Raw genomic sequence first — 16,906 nt, forward strand, 5'->3', positions numbered from 1 at the left:
GGCGTGCGGGAGGTTTGGATAAGATGCTCGAAACAGTTGACTTAAGGGCCCAACTCCCCAAGTCCGATTACAAGACGGCGATGGAACGGCTTGACCTGCGCCTGGCCCAATTGCAGCGCGATTTGTGGGGCGCCGGGGTCCCTGTCCTCGTGGTGTTTGAAGGGTGGGACGCTGCCGGCAAGGGCTTGGTGCTCGGGCGTATTCTGCAGGCATTCGACCCTCGGGGTTTCAAGGTCCACAACGTTGGCGCCCCGACAGAGCTTGCGCGTTGCTGGCCTCCCATGGGCCGGTACTGGAACATCACCCCCGCTGACGGCCAGATAGCCATCTACAACCACAGTTGGTACCGACAGGTCTTGAATGAGCGGGTGGAAGACGGCGTTTCCGCTCAGGCGCTTCAAGAGGCCAACGAACGCATCCGAGTGTTTGAGCGTCAATTGACCGACGACGACGCGGTCATCGTCAAATTCTTCCTGCACATTGACAAGAAGGAGCAGGCCAAACGTTTTCGCAGATTGCGGAAGGACCCCGCCTTCGCGTGGAAAGTCGGCAAAGCGGAGCAACGGCGTCACAAGCTGTACAACCGGTACGCGGAGGCGGTTGAAGATATGCTTCGTGAAACCTCCACCCCCTATGCGCCGTGGACTCTCGTGCCTTCGACGGATGATCGGTTCGCGTGTGTGACCGTGGCCGAAACACTGGCGGCAGCGTTTGACCGCGCGCTCGCGCTGAAGAAGCCGCACGTAGCTGCGAAGAAAAAGGTCCCGATGCGGCGGAGGCGTACGAGCCCTCTTGACAGGGTCGATATGACGGCGGTCCTGGACGACAAGAAGTACGGTGAGCGGGTGGATACTCTCCAAGAGGAACTCCGCCGGCTTCAACACCTCTGTTACCGTGAACGCGTGCCCGTGGTTATGGTGTATGAGGGATGGGACGCTGCCGGGAAGGGCGGCAACATCCGGCGGCTCTTGGGGGAGCTGGATCCACGGGGCTACGAGGTGGTGCCTGTCGGCGCGCCAACGGGCGACGAAAAGACCCATCACTACCTCTGGCGTTTCTGGCGGGCCCTTCCCAAAGCAGGACACTTTACGGTTTTCGACAGGAGCTGGTACGGACGGGTTCTGGTGGAACGGGTCGAAGGTTTTGCAACCCGCGACGAATGGAGCAGGGCCTACAGGGAAATCAACGAGTTCGAGGAGCAACTGGCCGAATACGGCACGGTCGTGGTCAAGTTCTGGATTCACATATCAAAAGAAGAACAATTGGCACGATTCGAGGCCCGTCAGAATACTCCGCACAAGCGCTGGAAGATTACCGACGAGGACTGGCGCAACCGGAAACGCTGGGATGACTATTGGATCGCTGTCTCCGACATGATCGAGCAGACATCAACGCTCCAGGCGCCGTGGACCATCATCGCGGGCAACGACAAGCGTTATGCGCGGATGCAGGCACTCGAGACGGTCGCCGCCCGCATTTCAGACCGGTTGAAAGGTAAGAAATAGGCCAGGAAATTCAGTCTCTCGGTTCCACGGTGCTCAGATTCGCAGGTCGCTGTGCTCTCTGTCTCCTCCGAGCAAGGTGATGGCATCGCGGCTGTGCCCGGCGGAAAGCAGGGGATCGATGACGTCGGCGCGAAGGTCGGGGACATAGTAGTCGAGGAATTCACCGTGGCCCTCGACGGAAAACGCCTCGTATTGTCCTGGCACCAGAACAGCCTCAGCGGCCTTCAGGACATGTGTTTCCCGTTTCACGCCGACGGCGAGAAGGCCAGACTTAGCCAAGAGGATGTGAAAGGAATCACCGCGCGTATCTCTTTGGTAGCGGCCCCGGCAGGTGACCAGGTCGGACGCGAAGTAACGGCAGGCCGCCAGGATCGTTCGCTGTGCGCTATCCTGGCCGGGGCAGGCAAGCGGGGCTGCTTCGCCGCCGTACGACGAACCGAAGGAAATGGCCGCGAGAGCTTTTTCGAGATGCAGTTCGCGGGGTTTCCCGTTGGTTCCGAGCCTTCCCCAATCATAGATGCGGTAAGTCAGATGGCTGTTCTGCTGGATTTCGGCCAGTACGATGCCTCCGCCGATAGCGTGAACGGTTCCGGCGGACACAAAAGCCGTTGTCCCCTCGCACACGGGGAATCTTCTGAGGAGTCTTTCGGGCGAGCCGTTGCGGACTGCCTCCGTGAAGGCGTGCCTGTTTGTGCCCGGGTGCAGGCCGCAGATCAATTCGCTTCCGGGTTCCGCGTGAAGGACGTGCCACATTTCCGTCTTGCCGGTTTCCGGTTCCCGCAGCCGCTGGGCGCAATCATCGTCGGGATGCACTTGCAGCGACAGGTCCTCCGCGGAGTCCAGCATTTTAAGCAGGAGTGGAAAACGGCCGCCCGGGGTAAGCCGTGCTTGTGTCCCAAGCAGCGCCAGACGGTCTATGCGCAGAAGGTCCTGCACCGTCTTGCCCTTCAGAGGGCCCTGGGAGATGCTGGTTTCGTGGCCCGGATGATCGGAAAGCAGCCAGGCTTCTCCGATCCGGATGTTTTCCGGCACGGGCTTCTTGTAGAGGGTCCTGAGCTTGTGGCCGCCCCAAACGCGTTCGTAATAGCGCTCCTCGAAATGCAGGACATCCCATTCTTCGCGGCCCATTGATCCTTGCGCCTCCCTTACCTGTGAAAGTCAGTCATCAGACTGCGCGAAAGCATAAGATACCATCTTCATATTCGGAAACAACCCTACCCTCTTCTTCCAGGATCTCAAGATGGCCGGCGGCGGAGGATAGACCCAGGAAGGTGAACTTGGCATCCATGCGAGGGAATAGCTGGCGCGCAACCTCGTACACGGATAAGCGCCGGCCGCCGAGAATCTCGAGAACGCGCTGGTTCCGTTTGTGTTGGCGTTCCAGGAGGCTTTCGATGACCGCGCGATGATTCCGAATGGGTTCGCCATGCCCGGGGTAGCACACGTCGAGGTCCAGGGCATGGGTCTTGCGCAAGGATTCCCGGTACTGCACGAGGCTCTTGACGCGGGGTTGGCCGGCTCTTGGACGGCGCAGCAAGGGATTGGGAGTTATCCGGGGAAGGAGGTGATCTCCAGTAAACGCAATCCGGTGTGCATTGTCGACGAAGAGCATATCAAGCGCGGAATGCCCGGGCACGTGGCAGGCAGTGTGCGGCCCAATCACTTCGCCGTCTTCAAGGCCCTTGTCAACAGTGGCGTCTGTGGCGAATTCTCGGAAACTGTGTTGTTCGCCGGCTGCTTTGTGGGCCACGTCGTCTGGTGCGCCCAGTTCACGCATGATCTGCAAGCCGAAGCGGCGGGCTTTCTCGTGTTGGTCTTCGGAATTCAGACTGCGGTGCGCGGCCCAGGGATGGGCGTAGACCGTGAAGTCCGCATAGTCACGCAACCGGCCCAGGAGCCCTACGTGGTCGATATGCGTGTGGGTCAACAGGACCTGCTCGAGGTCGCTCAACGCGAGCCCCTCGTTCTTGAATGCGGCCTTGAGAACCTCGAACGCTTCGCCGGTGTTCAGGCCGGCGTCGACGAGCGTAACGGGGTCCGATGCCAGGAGGAACACGTTCACCGATCCCACAGGCAGGGGGGTGGGAATGGATATGGGGACAATTCGGGCACGGCTCATCGTTGGCTCAGGGCGGCCATGTAGGCATCGTAGCTGCGCTTCATTTGAGCGACCGAATCGCCGCCGAACTGCTGGATGAAGAACTGCGCGAGGACGATCGCGATGGCATGTTCCGCAATCAGCGCCAACGCAGGCACGGCGCAGGTATCGCTTCGCTCGACCAGTGCCTTGTCTGCCAGCTTTGTCTCGATATTCACGCTGCGCAGGGGGCGCATGAGTGTCGAGATGGGTTTCTTGACAATGCGGACAAGCAACTCTTCGCCCGACGTCATCCCCCCTTCCGTTCCGCCCAGATTGTTCGATGTGCGCACGTAGTAGCTGCCGCCTTTGGGGGTATTCGACCGGACAATCTCGTCATGGTACCGGCTGCCGCGCAAGTGTGCGCCGCGGAAGCCGATGCCCACTTCCACGCCCTTGACGGCCTGGATGCTCATGAGGGCCTGGGCAATCGCGCCATCCAGCTTGCGCTCCGCCTGCGTGTGGCTTCCCAGTCCGACCGGAAGCCCCCATGCGCGAACCTCAACGACGCCTCCGAGCGAATCCTTATCCCGCTTGGCTTGCTTGATGGCGTCGCGCATGCGCGCAGCGGCCTCGGGCTCGGCGCAGCGCACGTCAGACGCCATCGACCGTTCGCGCAGTTCGCCGGAGGGAATGCCATCCGTGTTGGCGGCCGCTTCGCCGATTTGAACAACGTGCCCAACCATGTCAATACCGAACTCGGCAAGAAGTTTTCGGCAGACCGCGCCCGCCGCGACCCGGGCCGCCGTCTCCCGTGCGCTGGCGCGCTCGAGTACGTTCCGGCAGTCGTCGTGCTCATACTTGAGAGCGCCTGCGAGGTCAGCGTGGCTGGGTCTTGGGCATACGACTTTCTTGGCGCGTTCCCCGGACGGCGGATTCCAGGGGTCCATGGCGCTTTCCCAGTTCTTGAAGTCGCGATTCCATACTGCCAGAAGAACCGGGCTACCCAAGGTGACGCCGCCTCGAATTCCGGCAAGCACGTCGACCTCGTCTTTTTCGATGCGCTGGCGTCCGCCGCGTCCGTATCCTTTCTGTCTTTCCGCCAACCAGAAATTGATATCGTCGGCTCTGATATGAAGGCCGGCAGGGAAACCGTCCAGAAGACAGAAAATGCCTCGCCCGTGGGATTCGCCTGCCGAATAGTACCGAAGCACGATGTCGTCCCTTCGCCTCAGTTCGCGCTACAGCGTAGGCTGCGCGATTAGTGTGTTGAAATAGAAGTCGATAATGGCGGAGCCCGCCAGCATCACGACCACGCCGGCGAGGGCCAGATAGGGCCCGAAGGGAAGGTAATGGCCGAGCACGGGCTTGTCAGTCTTGCCCTTCTCGGTTTTCTCATCCCCTGGCGCGGGCACTTTCTGCAGTTTGCCCGCAAGGATCAAGACGATTCCGACGAAACTGCCAATGAATGACGCGATGATGATGATCAGGACAGCGCCGTACAAGCCGAAGAAGGCGCCGAGCATGGCGATCAGTTTCACGTCGCCGAAACCCATGCCGGGCTTCTTTAGAAGCAGCAATGCGCCCTTGTCGAGCGCGAAGAGGATTACCCCGCCAACCAGGGCGCCGACAAGGGAATTGACTACGGGCAACTCGAACGGTCCCATAACCGACAATCCGCTTCTGGGATACAGCATGAACAACACGGAACAGGCAATACCGATGGGAATTCCCGGAAGGCTGACCTCATCGGGAATGGTCCCGTCGGTGAAGTCGACGAACGTGGCCAGTACCAGGGCGGCCGAGAGCAGCATGTAGATCGGGGTGGCTATCGCGATGCCAAAACGCCAGAACACGAGCAGGAAAAGCACGCCCGTGACGGCCTCTACCAGCGGATATTGCCAACTGATTGGCTGGCTGCAGTGGCGGCACTTGGCGCCAAGCACCAGCCAGCTCACGATAGGGATGTTGTCGTACCAAGCGATAGGATTGTCGCATTTCGGGCATTTCGAGCGCGGCTTAACGATCGACAGCCCTCGGGGCAGCCGGTATACGCACACGTTCAGGAAACTCCCGATCATGCTTCCCAAAACAAACGAGAATACAGCCAGAAGAGCGTTCAGGGCCTGCAAGTTACCGTCCATTTATTCCCCACTTACTACAAGTTCAGAGATTAACAGCGATGGGGCGCCACACGACCCCATGAACCGCAGATCATTGCCCACGGCGGCCACCGCTTTCAAGAGCGGCCGTATATTGCCCGCTATGGTCACCCCACGTACGGGCCGGGTGAGTTCGCCGCCCGCAATCAACATCCCCGACGCGCCGAAGCTGAAATCGCCCGAGATGGGGTCCGCGGTGTGCACGCCCATGGCTTCCGTTACGAAGAGACCGTTGCAGGCCATGGAAAACAAATCCTCTTGTGCTTCTGGGCCAGGGACAATAAACAGGTTCGTTGGTCCTACCACGGGGGGGCTACTGTAGCCGCGCGACGCATTCGCTGTGGTGTGCTCGCCCATCTCGTTCGCGGACTGGAGGTTGTGGAGATAGCCGGCAAGCCGGCCATTGTCGAGCAATACGGTCCGCTGGGCGGGTGTCCCTTCGCCATCAAAAGGAGCGCGGTTGATCCCGTCCGGATGATCGTTCTGGTCAACAACGGAGAGGAGTTCCGAGCCCACCATCTCGCCCGTTTGTCCCACAAAGAACGACTTTCCCTTCAGGACATTGTCTGCGCGAAACGCCGAACTCAGGACCTGCAAGAACTGTGTGGCCACTGCGTAATCAAGCACGACTGGCATCCGGCCGGTTGCGCATGGCTTGCCCCCGAGCCTGCGTGCGGCGTCTCGTGCGCAGGTTTCCGCCACCCATTGCATCCTGAGACCCTCGAAGGCGCTCGCAAAATCAAATTCCCACCCCCGCTCGGAGTCGGCGCCCGATTGCGCGGCCACCGCCACGACGGAGCAGCTGAAATAGGCGTTACGATAGCGGCGCCGGACGCCTGCCGAGTTCAGCAGGCTGAAATCGACCAACGTATCGCTGTAACTGGCCTGTTCGACTTGTTCAATGCGTTTGTCGGCGCTGAGAGTAGCCTTTTCCAGGTCTTTGGTGAACGCTATCTTGGCGCGGATGGAAACAGCGCAGGGGTCTTGTTGCGACCAGTCTTCATCGAATGCGCCCGCTTCCTGACAGATGCCCGCGTACGGTTCGGGATCGTTGGCGGCGGCGTTTTCCCAGGCATTGCGGATGGTTGTCTCGAGCGTCTCCCCAGGCGATGTGGTATAGGCGAAACCCATACGCTTATCGGCGGTAAAGAGGCGGATACCAAGACCGCATGACGTAGACGAGGCAAGGGTTTCGAGCTCGCCCCTCGATACCTCGAGCTCGAGGCTCCGGCTCGTTGCCATGACCGCCTCGGCCTCAAGAGCGCCGCAGCCACGGGCGTATTCAAGGGCATGGGCCAGTTGGTTCTCGTTCACGGGCGTCCTCGAATTCGTTACGTATGTTTTACTGCCTTGGCAAGAGATTCCGCAAACGCCCCCACGCGTGCGGCGGTTTCCGGTGAGTCCCCCAGTTCGCCGATCATGCGCACAATGGCGCTGCCGACAATGACGCCGTCGGCGTAGCGCGCAATCTCGGCGGCGTGTTCCGGTTTCGAAATGCCAAAACCGACCGCCACCGGCTTGTCCGTGTGTCGCTTGATCCGGGAGACCATCTCCCGAGCGTCCTGTTCCACCTGGGCGCGTTCGCCGGTGACGCCGGTGCGGGAAACGTAGTAGACGAACCCCGTGCACTGCCTTGACACCGTCTTGATGCGCGTATCGGTGCTGGTTGGCGCCAGGAGGAAGATGGTGGCAATGTCCTGGGAATCGAGAGAAGCCTTGTACTCGCCTGCTTCCTCAGGGGGCAAATCGACGCAGAGCACGCCATCCACGCCCGCATCGCGGCAATCCGGTCCAAAGCGCTCAATTCCATAGGAATGGACAGGATTGAAGTAGGTGAACAATACGGCTGGGATCTGGGTGCGTTCGCGCAGTTTCTTCACCATGCCGATCACGTCTCGCAGCGAGGTGCCATGCCGCAGCGCACGCATGGCCGCTTCCTGGTTGACCACGCCGTCGGCCAGCGGATCCGAGAAAGGGATGCCCAGTTCGATGAGGTCAGCGCCGGCCTCTTCGAGGGCCACGACGATTTCCGCGGTCCGTTCGAGCGTAGGGTCGCCCGCCGCGATGTACGGGATGAAGGCCTTCTGGCCGGCCGCCCGCAATTCCTGAAAACGTGCTTCGATACGGTTCACTGGAATTTCTCTCCTGGCAGCAGGAATTTTGCCGCCTGCTGGACATCCTTATCTCCCCTGCCAGACATGTTGATGATCACGATCTGGTCGTCAGCGAGCTTGGGGACCAGCTTCTGTGCGTAGGCCACCGCGTGCGCGCTCTCGAGGGCAGGGATAATGCCTTCGAGTTCACTGGTGAACTTGAAAGCCGCCAAGGCTTCGTCATCGCTGGCGCTCACGTATTCGACGCGTCCTTCGCTCCGCAGGAAGGCGTGCTCGGGGCCCACGCTCGCGTAGTCAAGGCCCGCCGACACACTGTGGGTGCCGAGGATTTGCCCGTTGTCGTCCTGAAGCACATAGCTCATCGCTCCCTGGAGAGTGCCAAGCCTGCCGCCGGCAAACCGGGCGGCGTGTTTGCCGGTCTCGATCCCGAGGCCAGCGGCCTCGACGCCAATCATGCGTATGTCTTTCTCCCGTATGAACTCAAAGAACAATCCGAGGGCGTTGCTGCCGCCTCCCACGCATGCAAGAAGGACATCCGGAAGCCGGCCCTCCTGTTCAAGAATCTGGCGCCGCGTCTCCTCACCGATGATCTTCTGGAATTCCCGGCAGATGAGCGGAAACGGGTGCGGGCCATGGACGGTTCCCAGCACGTAATGCGTGTTGCGGACGTTGGTGACCCAGTCGCGGAGGGCTTCGTTGATGGCGTCCTTGAGAGTTTTCGAGCCCGATGAAACTGGATTAACCTTCGCGCCGAGGAGGCGCATGCGAAAGACGTTGAGTTTCTGGCGCTCGATGTCTTCCGTACCCATGTAGATCTCGCATTCGAGGCCGAGTTGTGCCGCGGCCGTAGCCGTCGCGACGCCGTGCTGGCCTGCGCCGGTTTCCGCGATGATGCGGGTCTTGCCCATGCGTTTTGCGAGGAGCACCTGGCCCAGGGCGTTGTTGATCTTGTGCGCGCCGGTGTGAGCGAGGTCCTCGCGCTTGAAATACACTTTTGCCCCGCCGAGGTGCTGCGTCAGGCGCTGGGCAAAATACAGAGGCGTTGGCCGCCCGATGTAATCGCGGCGGTACACGTTCAACGTGGCCTGAAATTCGGGGTCGTTGGCGGATTTGCGGAACGCGTCCTCAAGTTCGTCGAGAGCATACATGAGGGTCTCGGGGACATACTTCCCGCCATAGGCCCCGAAGCGCCCTTTGGCATCAGGATACGGATAGGGCTGATTTCGCGTTGCGGATGAATTGACGGATTCGCTCATGGTCCTTCTTTCCCGGTGATGCTTCCACTCCCCCCGACGTGTCCACGGCGTATGGCCGCACGATTCTTACGGCTTCCCCTACGTTTTCAGGCGTCAATCCTCCAGCCAGAATAACTGGCTTCTCCAGGGTCGCGGCCGCCCGGGCGGCTGCCTCCCAATCACACGTTGCGCCAGTGCCGCCATGGGCTCCGTGAGCATCAGCATCCAGCACGTACGCCCGGACCGGATGGGCAATCATCCCTTCGCTCTTGAAGCCGGGGCCCACGTGAAAGACTTTCAATGCACGGTCCGCTATGGCCCGGTAGTCCTCGGGAGCTTCTTCTCCGCACAACTGAACCATGTGAGCGAAGGACAAGTACTCCCGCAGTTGGCTTATTGGCGCGTTCACGCAGACCGCCACCCCTGTCACAAACGGAGGCAGCTGGGCAATGATCGCCGCCGCCTGCTTCGGGTCGATGTAGCGGTTGCGTTTGCGCGCTTCCTCTGCAAAAACGAAGCCGAGCGCGTCCGCTCCGGCCTCGCACGCCGCGATGGCGTCGTCGAGATTCGTGATGCCGCAAATCTTAACTTTGGTCACGGCCCAGAAGTTCCCGAATTTTTTGCGCGACGTTGTCACTGGTTATCAGACACTCGCCCACCAGAATAGCGTCGATTCCTCCGTCTTCCAAGAGTTGTACATGTTCCCGGGTGTGAATTCCGCTTTCGCTAACCAGTACATGGCCGCCCGGCACGTAGCGCTTCAGTTCCAAGGTTCTGTTCAGGGAGACCTCGAAGGTAGCGAGATCTCTATTGTTGATGCCGAGGATATGCGCACCGGATTTCATGGCGCGCTCGATTTCCTGGGCATCATGGGTTTCCACCAGGGCGTCCATCCTCAGGTCCGCGGTCAAAGCCAGATAGTCCCCCAGTTGTTCGTCGGAGAGTACGCGGGCAATCAGCAGGACCGCATCAGCTTCGGCGGCCCGGGCCTCATAGATCTGGTACTCGTCAACGATGAACTCTTTGCGCAGGCACGGCACTTTGACATGCCGCCGAACCGCCGTCAAATCCCTGAGACTTCCCTGAAAGTACTTCGTGTCGGTCAAAATGGAGATTGCGCTGGCCCCTGACCGTTCGTAGAGTCCGCCCATGTCCACAGGATCGAGATTCGCGCGCAGTACGCCTTTGCTGGGAGACGCCTTCTTCACTTCAGCGATGAGGCTGATGCCTGGAGTCCTCAGGGCCGCACGGAAGTCCCGGGCCGGGGAGATTTCGGCGATGCGCTGTTTAAGGGCACTCAGCGGGACCGATTTTTTGCTGGTTTCAACCTCGGTTCGTTTATGCGCACAGATCTCGTCAAGAATCATTGGAAGCCTTTATTAACGCGTCCAGCGTTCGAAGGGCTGCTCCGGAGTCGATGGATTCGCGGGCAACCTTCAAGGCAGCTGGCCAATCGAGTGAATCGTTTCCTGCCCGTATCCCGGCGGCGGCATTTAACAAGACGACGTCCCGGCGCGGGCCGGGCGTTCCCTCCAACACGGACCGGAGAAGCGCCGCATTCTCGACAGGGCTTCCGCCCGCAAGGGCGCTCCGCGGGACCGATGCGAATCCCATGTCCTCAGGTGTTATTTCATACAAATTCACTTGGCCCTGTGAGGCTTCTGCGATACGTGTCGGGCCGGATAAAGATATCTCATCGAGGCCGTCGTTGCCCGCTGAGACAAACGCGTGATGTGCCCCGAGATTTGTCAATACATGCGCCAAAGGTTCGACCAACGCCGCGTCAAAAACGCCTACAGACAGCCCCGTGGCCCGGGCTGGATTGGTCAACGGCCCCAGGACGTTGAAAACGGTACGGGTAGCACGCAGTTCCGAACGTATGGGCGCGACATGCTTCATGGCCGTGTGCAGCGAGCGGGCGAACAGGAACCCGATACCCACCTCATCGATACACCGCGCGACCCGTTCAGGGGGGGCATCAAGGTTGACTCCGAGAGCCTCAAGAACATCGGCGCTGCCACACCTGCTGGTTGCGCTGCGGTTGCCGTGTTTCGCGACGGCGATTCCCGCTCCCGCCGCCACAAACGCTGAAGTGGTGGAGATATTGAAGCTGCCGGAATGATCCCCGCCGGTGCCGACGATGTCTATCAGAGGCTGGCGTTTGGGGAGAACCGGGACCGCCATGTCGCGCATGACCTCCGCGAATCCCGTGATTTCTTCAATGGTCTCGCCCTTGACGCGGAACCCCATGAGCAAGGCGGAAATCTTGACCGGGCTTGCCTCACCCGACATAAGCACGCGCATGGTCTGCGCGGCCTGTTCTCTCGTAAGGTCTTTGCGTTGGCTGATTAAGGAGATGACTTCATCCAGCATCACCGGAACCTGTAGATTCTCTGGTTAATTGTGTGCAAACTTCGACCTCCCGCCAAGCGGGGCAACTCTAGCAACCGGCCAAAAACAAAGTCAAGGGTTGCCATTCCGGAAATCTCTCATAAACCTATATGAGAAGCCACGTTGCCAGACTGAGAAAAATCAGGAAACCGCACATATCGGTCAGACTGGTCAAGATGGGGGGCGCAGCCAGTGCAGGGTCTATGCCCAACGTCCGCAGCATCAACGGGACTACCCCGCCAATGCAGAGTGCGAACACGCTGTTGAACGCCAGCGCACCGCCAGCTACAAGACCGATGATCGGCCCTTTGTGGAGCAAGAGGGCTACTGCGGACAAGAATATGCCCAGCAATACGCCGTTGATGAGCCCCACCTGGACCTCCTTAAGCAGGACCCGTTTCCAGTCCTCGGGTCTTGTGATGCCCAATGCCAGTTCGCGAATGCTGACTCCCACGGCTTGATTCCCCGAACAGCCGCTCATGTTGCCGATGATAGGGATGAAGAACGCCAACGTCGTCATTTGGCCTATGGTCGTCTCGAAATGCAGGATAACGCTCGCAGCAATCGCGCTGAGCACCAGATTGAAACTAAGCACGGACATGCGCCGGACTGCACGCGGCAATACGGGCATAGACCGGAGTTCGTCGCCCCCGATGATACCGCTGAAGCTGTTCAGGGCATCCGCGGCGATTTCGCCAAGGGCTTCTTCGACGTCCGACTGCTGCGCGACCCCAACCAGACGCCCTTCTTTGTCGGTGACAGGGATGCCGATGAACGGGTAGCGGTCGAATATCTGTTCGAGTTCGTCGAGTGACGTATCGACAAGCACGTATAGAGGATTCGTAATCATTACGTTCACGAGGTCTTTGTCAGGCTTGGACAGAATAAGGTTTCGGAGGGGGATCACGCCCACGAGTGAATATTTCTCATTGACCACATAAATATACTGAATGTTGAGGTCTGAATAGGCCTCAACATGCTTATGCAGGTCTTCCAGAACTTCGGCGATCGTGGTGTTCATGTCGTACGCCAGGAACTCGGTGATCATGATGCCGCCGGCTGTGTCTGCCTCGTAGGCCAGCAATCTTCGTGCGTTCGCGGCCTCTTGAGGGTCCATCTGCGCCAGAATGGCCTCTGCATCGTCCTCGTGGAGCTCCTGCAGGAGGTCGGCTCGTACGTCGCTCTCCATCTCGTCGACGATAAGCGCGGCCTTTTCGACCGGCAGGTCCTCGATAATGTCGGCGCCCTGTATTTCCGGCAGTTCTTCGATGAGGTCCGCGGCGTCTTCCGGTTCGAGGAGTGTCAGCACCCCTGCCTGGGTTTCCTCATCCAGGCGGGAGATCGCGCGGGCAACCTCGGCCGGGTTCAGTTTCTGGAGATAATCGTCGAGGTATTCTGCGTCCTGTGCGGCGACGATGTCCTCGATCTCTTCCCAGGGCTCTTTCATAATCTCGTCAGGCATAGCCGATATCCTTTGAGCATGTTCATGGACCCGGGCCCCAGCATCCCAAACAGGCAGGCCGAAAATGACACGCGAAAGCCCTGAGCTTCGCGGGAGGCGGTCTTTCGCATCCGGGGAATCTGTTTAATGCGCGATAGTAGCATAATCTGCCGATCTGCGCAAAAGGGGGACTCCGTACGCATGTCATCTCAGAGGGCCTTCCGGTGGCCCCCGGCTTTTTTTGCTTGCGATAGGAAAGTGAAACGGATTACCTTATGGGCTCTTTGGCACATTGACGGTACAAAGCAACTTCTTGCACAAGGCTTGGGGCATCCCGATCGGCCGGACAGAGCCCCCACACCGCCCAAAAGGAGAGAGCATGAGTCTGAATTTGGGGCACTTTTTGCTGTTGACCGCCCGGGAAAAACCAGACAAGATCGCGGTGATCCTCGACGATTACCGCTTCACGTACCAGGAGATTGCCGCATACGCGAAGCGCATTGCGAATATCGTGCAGGACCATGGGGTGCGGCCTGGCGACAAGGTCGCCATGATGATCTCCAATACGCCGCATTTTCCCGCAGTCTATTTTGGCATTCTTTTGGCAGGGGGCGTCGTTGTTCCGATCAACTGTCACCTGAAAAGCCACGAAATCTGCTATCACTTGGAGGATTCCGAGGCCAAAGTGTTCTTCACGTGGGTGGGCTTTCTGGACGAATCCGTCAAGGCGATGAAAGAGGCGTCAACATGCCAGCATCTGCTGGTCATCAGCTATCCCGACGATTTCGAGAAGCCCGAGCAAGGCGAATCGTTCAACAGACTTCTCCGCGACGCCTCGCCGGAGTTCGATATGGTGGAGACGATGCCCGACGACACTGCGGTGATCCTCTACACGTCTGGCACAACGGGCCACCCCAAGGGGGCTGAACTGACGCATTTCAATATGTTCTTCAACGCCTTCTACACGCGAGAATACATTCTGCACGCAAAGGCTGAGGACGTTTCGCTCGCCGTTCTTCCCTTGTACCACTCTTTCGGGCAGACCTGCGTGCAGAACGCAATACTCATGGCTGGCGGAACGATGACCATGGTCCCGCGCTTTGAAGCAGAGCGGGTTCTCGACGTGGTTCAGCGCGATCGGGTGAGCATATTGGCCATGGTGCCCACCATGTATTTCTGGCTCTTGCATGAAAAGGACAACGGAGAATACGACCTTTCATCTGTGCGCATGGCCGTATCCGGCGGTTCGGCGTTGCCGGTCGAACTCTTGAAGCGCTTTGAGAAGGAATTCGGCGTTCGCATACTCGAGGGTTACGGCCTTTCGGAGACGAGTCCGGTAGCTTCTTTCAACATTATCGAACGGCCGAGCAAACCGGGCTCCATTGGTTTGCCGGTTTGGGGTTGCGAGATGCGCATCATGCGCGGAGACGGCACATTCGCCGGTGTGGGAGAGGTGGGAGAAATCGTTATGCGCGGACATAACGTGATGAAGGGATATTACAAGAAAGGGCTTGCTACCGAGGAGGTTTTCGCGGACGGCTGGTTTCATACCGGGGACTTGGCGCGCATGGACGAGGACGGCTACTTTTTCATCGTTGACCGGATAAAGGACTTGATTATCCGCAGCGGCATGAACATTTATCCGCGTGAAGTGGAAGAGACGCTATACGGGCATCCTGCCGTTCTCGAAGCGGCTGTTGTGGGCATTCCGGACGAGGCGCGGGGTGAGGAGGTCAAGGCATTCGTGGCCGTAAAGCCCAATGCCGCGGTCTCAGAAGACGAACTCAAAGAATACTGCTTCGAGCGCATGGCCCGGTTCAAGTGCCCGAAGTCCATTGAACTCGTGGCGAGTCTGCCCAAAGGCCCTACGGGCAAGATACTCAAGCGAGAGCTCCGCGGCCTCGCTTCCTCCCAACCTTCGGCTTGATTACTGCGACTGCGCTGGCCTCTGTTCGCGCAATTTCGCACGATTTCGGAGGTGCGCCCCAAGCCTTCTGTTTGCTATACTTGAATGAAGTGTCCAAACCAATTAATCTGCGGGATTTCAGAATGAGCGACATGGAGACGCCTCCTGAGGAGCATATCCTGGAACGCATCAATGCTCCTACGGACCTGAAAGCGCTGACAATTGATGAGCTGAAGAGGCTGGCTCAGGAAATACGCGAGGTAATCCTGGCGAATGCTTCGGAGCACGGGGGCCACCTTGCCCCGCATCTGGGTGTCGTGGAGCTAACGCTGGCCATCCATTATGTTTTTGACACGGCTCAGGACCGCCTCATCTGGGACGTCGGTCATCAAACCTATACGCATAAACTTGTTACAGGCCGCCGCGAGCGATTCCATACCATACGCAGGAAGGGCGGGCTGAGCGGTTATCCGCGCAGGGATGAGAGCCCGTACGATGCGTTTGGGGTGGGCCACAGCTCGACATCCATTTCGGCGGCCCTGGGAATGGCAGTCGCGCGCGATCGACAGAACCAGAAATTCAAAGTCATTGCAGTAATCGGCGATGGCGCCATGACGGGCGGCATGGCATTCGAGGGATTGGCTCACGCAGGCCACGTCGCTACAGACCTGCTGGTGATTCTCAACGATAACAGGATGTCGATTGCGCCGAACGTCGGCGGCTTGTCCTCGTACTTGAGCCGGCTTATCACCGCGGGGGTTTATAATCGCGCGCGCGAAGACATAGGCTCGTTCGTCAAACGGATGCTCGGTCCGCAATTCACGAAAGCCGCGCACAAACTCGAGCATTCCGTGAAGGGTTTGATTACTCCCGGCTCGCTTTTTCAAGAACTCGGGTTCAGGTACATAGGGCCTGCCGACGGTCATGATCTTGACACCCTGGTAGGGCTCCTTTCGAACATCAAGGACTTTCGCGGCCCCGTCCTGTTCCACTGTGTTACTCAAAAAGGCAAGGGCTACCCGTTTGCTGAAGAAGACCCCCTGAAATACCATGGGGTTCGGGCTTTTGATCTCGAGACCGGGCAGTTCCGGCCTTCCGCTGGTGACGCCAGGAAGGTGCGGGTCCGTTCATTCACCGAAGCGTTTGCGGAAACCTTGATCGAGGAAGCCCACAAAGACAGTCGTATCGTAGGCATTACGGCGGCTATGCCTACGGGGACGGGGCTGAGTGAATTTCAAAAGGTCTTTCCGGACCGCGTCTTTGACGTAGGCATTTGCGAGCAGCATGCGGTCACGTTCGCGGCGGGCCTTGCCGCGGAGGGCCAAAAGCCGGTCTGTGCGATTTATTCGACGTTTTTCCAGCGGTGTTTCGACCAGTTTGTCCACGATGTATGTCTGCAAAAGCTTCCCGTGGTGTTTGCCCTGGATCGTGCGGGAGCCGTCGGGGAGGATAGCCCGACCCAGCAGGGGGCTTTCGATATTTCCTTCTTGCGGTGCGTTCCGGACATCGCACTTCTTGTGCCCCGTGACGACCTCGACCTGGCGGCCATGCTGCGGTGGGCGCTCCAGCAGCAACGGCCCGTCGTCTTACGATTTGCCCGCGGGCAGGCGCCCGCCATCGGTGCGCCGGGCGAACGGGATATTTCGAAGGGGGAGATTCTGCGGGACGGCAAGGATGCTACCATCCTCGCCGTCGGCCCGATTGTTGGCGCGTGCCTGGGAGCAGCCGAAAAGCTTGCCGCCGCGGGGCTGTCCGTAGGCGTAGCAGATGCGCGATGGGTCAAACCCCTCGACGCCGATCTCCTCACGAAGTTGGCGGACTTACCCATCATCACGGTCGAAGAGAACACCATCGAAGGCGGGTTCGGCTCCGCGGTCATGGAGTTCTTTGAAGAGCGCAGACCTGCCAGCGACGTCCGGATTCACCGGCTCGGGTTTCCTGACCGGTTCATAGAGCACGCCACACGGGATGAACAGCTCGAAGAGACCGGGCTGAGCGCGGAATCGATTTGCCGGACCGCCTGTGCCTTTCTCGGGCAACACGCGCCCGAGCCTGTCAGATAGGGCGCATCAGAA

At 59.3% G+C, this 16,906-nt stretch carries 14 protein-coding genes; 3 read left to right on the forward strand and 11 right to left on the reverse strand.

The genetic code is table 11. From position 1 onward, the window contains the following. The first annotated feature begins 23 nt into the window (after nt 1-23). Nucleotides 24-1,505 carry a polyphosphate:AMP phosphotransferase gene (pap, locus tag PLJ71_03260; protein HQM47676.1) on the forward strand — a complete coding sequence of 494 codons (1,482 nt, stop codon included), beginning with the start codon at nt 24-26 and terminating at the stop codon, nt 1,503-1,505. Between the two features lie 33 nt (nt 1,506-1,538). Here pap and PLJ71_03265 read toward each other — a convergent pair whose 3' ends face one another. The 11 genes from PLJ71_03265 to mgtE all read right to left on the reverse strand — a co-directional run bounded on the left by PLJ71_03265 (nt 1,539) and on the right by mgtE (nt 12,946). Then, entirely contained in the window at nt 1,539-2,633 is a 1,095-nt protein-coding gene (locus PLJ71_03265) for a class I mannose-6-phosphate isomerase (protein ID HQM47677.1), read from the reverse strand. A 37-nt stretch (nt 2,634-2,670) separates the two neighbouring features. Next, nucleotides 2,671-3,624 carry an MBL fold metallo-hydrolase gene (locus tag PLJ71_03270; protein HQM47678.1) on the reverse strand — a complete coding sequence of 318 codons (954 nt, stop codon included), beginning with the start codon at nt 3,622-3,624 and terminating at the stop codon, nt 2,671-2,673. Beyond that, nucleotides 3,621-4,796 carry a chorismate synthase gene (aroC, locus tag PLJ71_03275; GenBank protein ID HQM47679.1) on the reverse strand — a complete coding sequence of 392 codons (1,176 nt, stop codon included), beginning with the start codon at nt 4,794-4,796 and terminating at the stop codon, nt 3,621-3,623. Before aroC ends, PLJ71_03270 begins: the two co-directional genes overlap by 4 nt. Nucleotides 4,797-4,823: 27 nt before the next feature. Next, nucleotides 4,824-5,726 carry a prepilin peptidase gene (locus PLJ71_03280; GenBank protein HQM47680.1) on the reverse strand — a complete coding sequence of 301 codons (903 nt, stop codon included), beginning with the start codon at nt 5,724-5,726 and terminating at the stop codon, nt 4,824-4,826. Continuing rightward, a complete protein-coding gene (locus PLJ71_03285; protein ID HQM47681.1) occupies nt 5,727-7,058 on the reverse strand; it encodes a TldD/PmbA family protein in 1,332 nt (443 codons plus the stop codon). A gap of 17 nt (nt 7,059-7,075) precedes the next feature. Beyond that, nucleotides 7,076-7,876, reverse strand: a complete 801-nt coding sequence (trpA, locus tag PLJ71_03290) for a tryptophan synthase subunit alpha (GenBank protein HQM47682.1) — start codon at nt 7,874-7,876, stop codon at nt 7,076-7,078. Continuing rightward, nucleotides 7,873-9,114 carry a tryptophan synthase subunit beta gene (trpB, locus tag PLJ71_03295; protein ID HQM47683.1) on the reverse strand — a complete coding sequence of 414 codons (1,242 nt, stop codon included), beginning with the start codon at nt 9,112-9,114 and terminating at the stop codon, nt 7,873-7,875. The genes trpA and trpB overlap by 4 nt, the downstream gene beginning before the upstream one ends. Next, nucleotides 9,059-9,691 (reverse strand): phosphoribosylanthranilate isomerase, encoded by a 633-nt coding sequence (locus PLJ71_03300; protein HQM47684.1) that lies wholly within the window; start codon nt 9,689-9,691, stop codon nt 9,059-9,061. Before PLJ71_03300 ends, trpB begins: the two co-directional genes overlap by 56 nt. Next, a complete protein-coding gene (gene trpC, locus PLJ71_03305) occupies nt 9,678-10,460 on the reverse strand; it encodes an indole-3-glycerol phosphate synthase TrpC (protein HQM47685.1) in 783 nt (260 codons plus the stop codon). The genes PLJ71_03300 and trpC overlap by 14 nt, the downstream gene beginning before the upstream one ends. Beyond that, nucleotides 10,450-11,466 (reverse strand): anthranilate phosphoribosyltransferase, encoded by a 1,017-nt coding sequence (gene trpD, locus PLJ71_03310; protein HQM47686.1) that lies wholly within the window; start codon nt 11,464-11,466, stop codon nt 10,450-10,452. Before trpD ends, trpC begins: the two co-directional genes overlap by 11 nt. A gap of 124 nt (nt 11,467-11,590) precedes the next feature. Further along, on the reverse strand, nt 11,591-12,946 hold the full coding sequence (gene mgtE, locus PLJ71_03315; GenBank protein HQM47687.1) for a magnesium transporter: 1,356 nt from the start codon (nt 12,944-12,946) through the stop codon (nt 11,591-11,593). 358 nt (nt 12,947-13,304) lie between these two features. Here mgtE and PLJ71_03320 point away from each other — a divergent pair, with 358 nt between their 5' ends. Next, a complete protein-coding gene (locus tag PLJ71_03320) occupies nt 13,305-14,852 on the forward strand; it encodes a long-chain fatty acid--CoA ligase (protein HQM47688.1) in 1,548 nt (515 codons plus the stop codon). A gap of 122 nt (nt 14,853-14,974) precedes the next feature. Beyond that, nucleotides 14,975-16,894 carry a 1-deoxy-D-xylulose-5-phosphate synthase gene (dxs, locus tag PLJ71_03325; GenBank protein HQM47689.1) on the forward strand — a complete coding sequence of 640 codons (1,920 nt, stop codon included), beginning with the start codon at nt 14,975-14,977 and terminating at the stop codon, nt 16,892-16,894. Nucleotides 16,895-16,906: the final 12 nt, after the last annotated feature.

Source organism: Candidatus Hydrogenedentota bacterium, from assembly GCA_035416745.1.
Taxonomy (GTDB): domain Bacteria; phylum Hydrogenedentota; class Hydrogenedentia; order Hydrogenedentales; family SLHB01; genus UBA2224.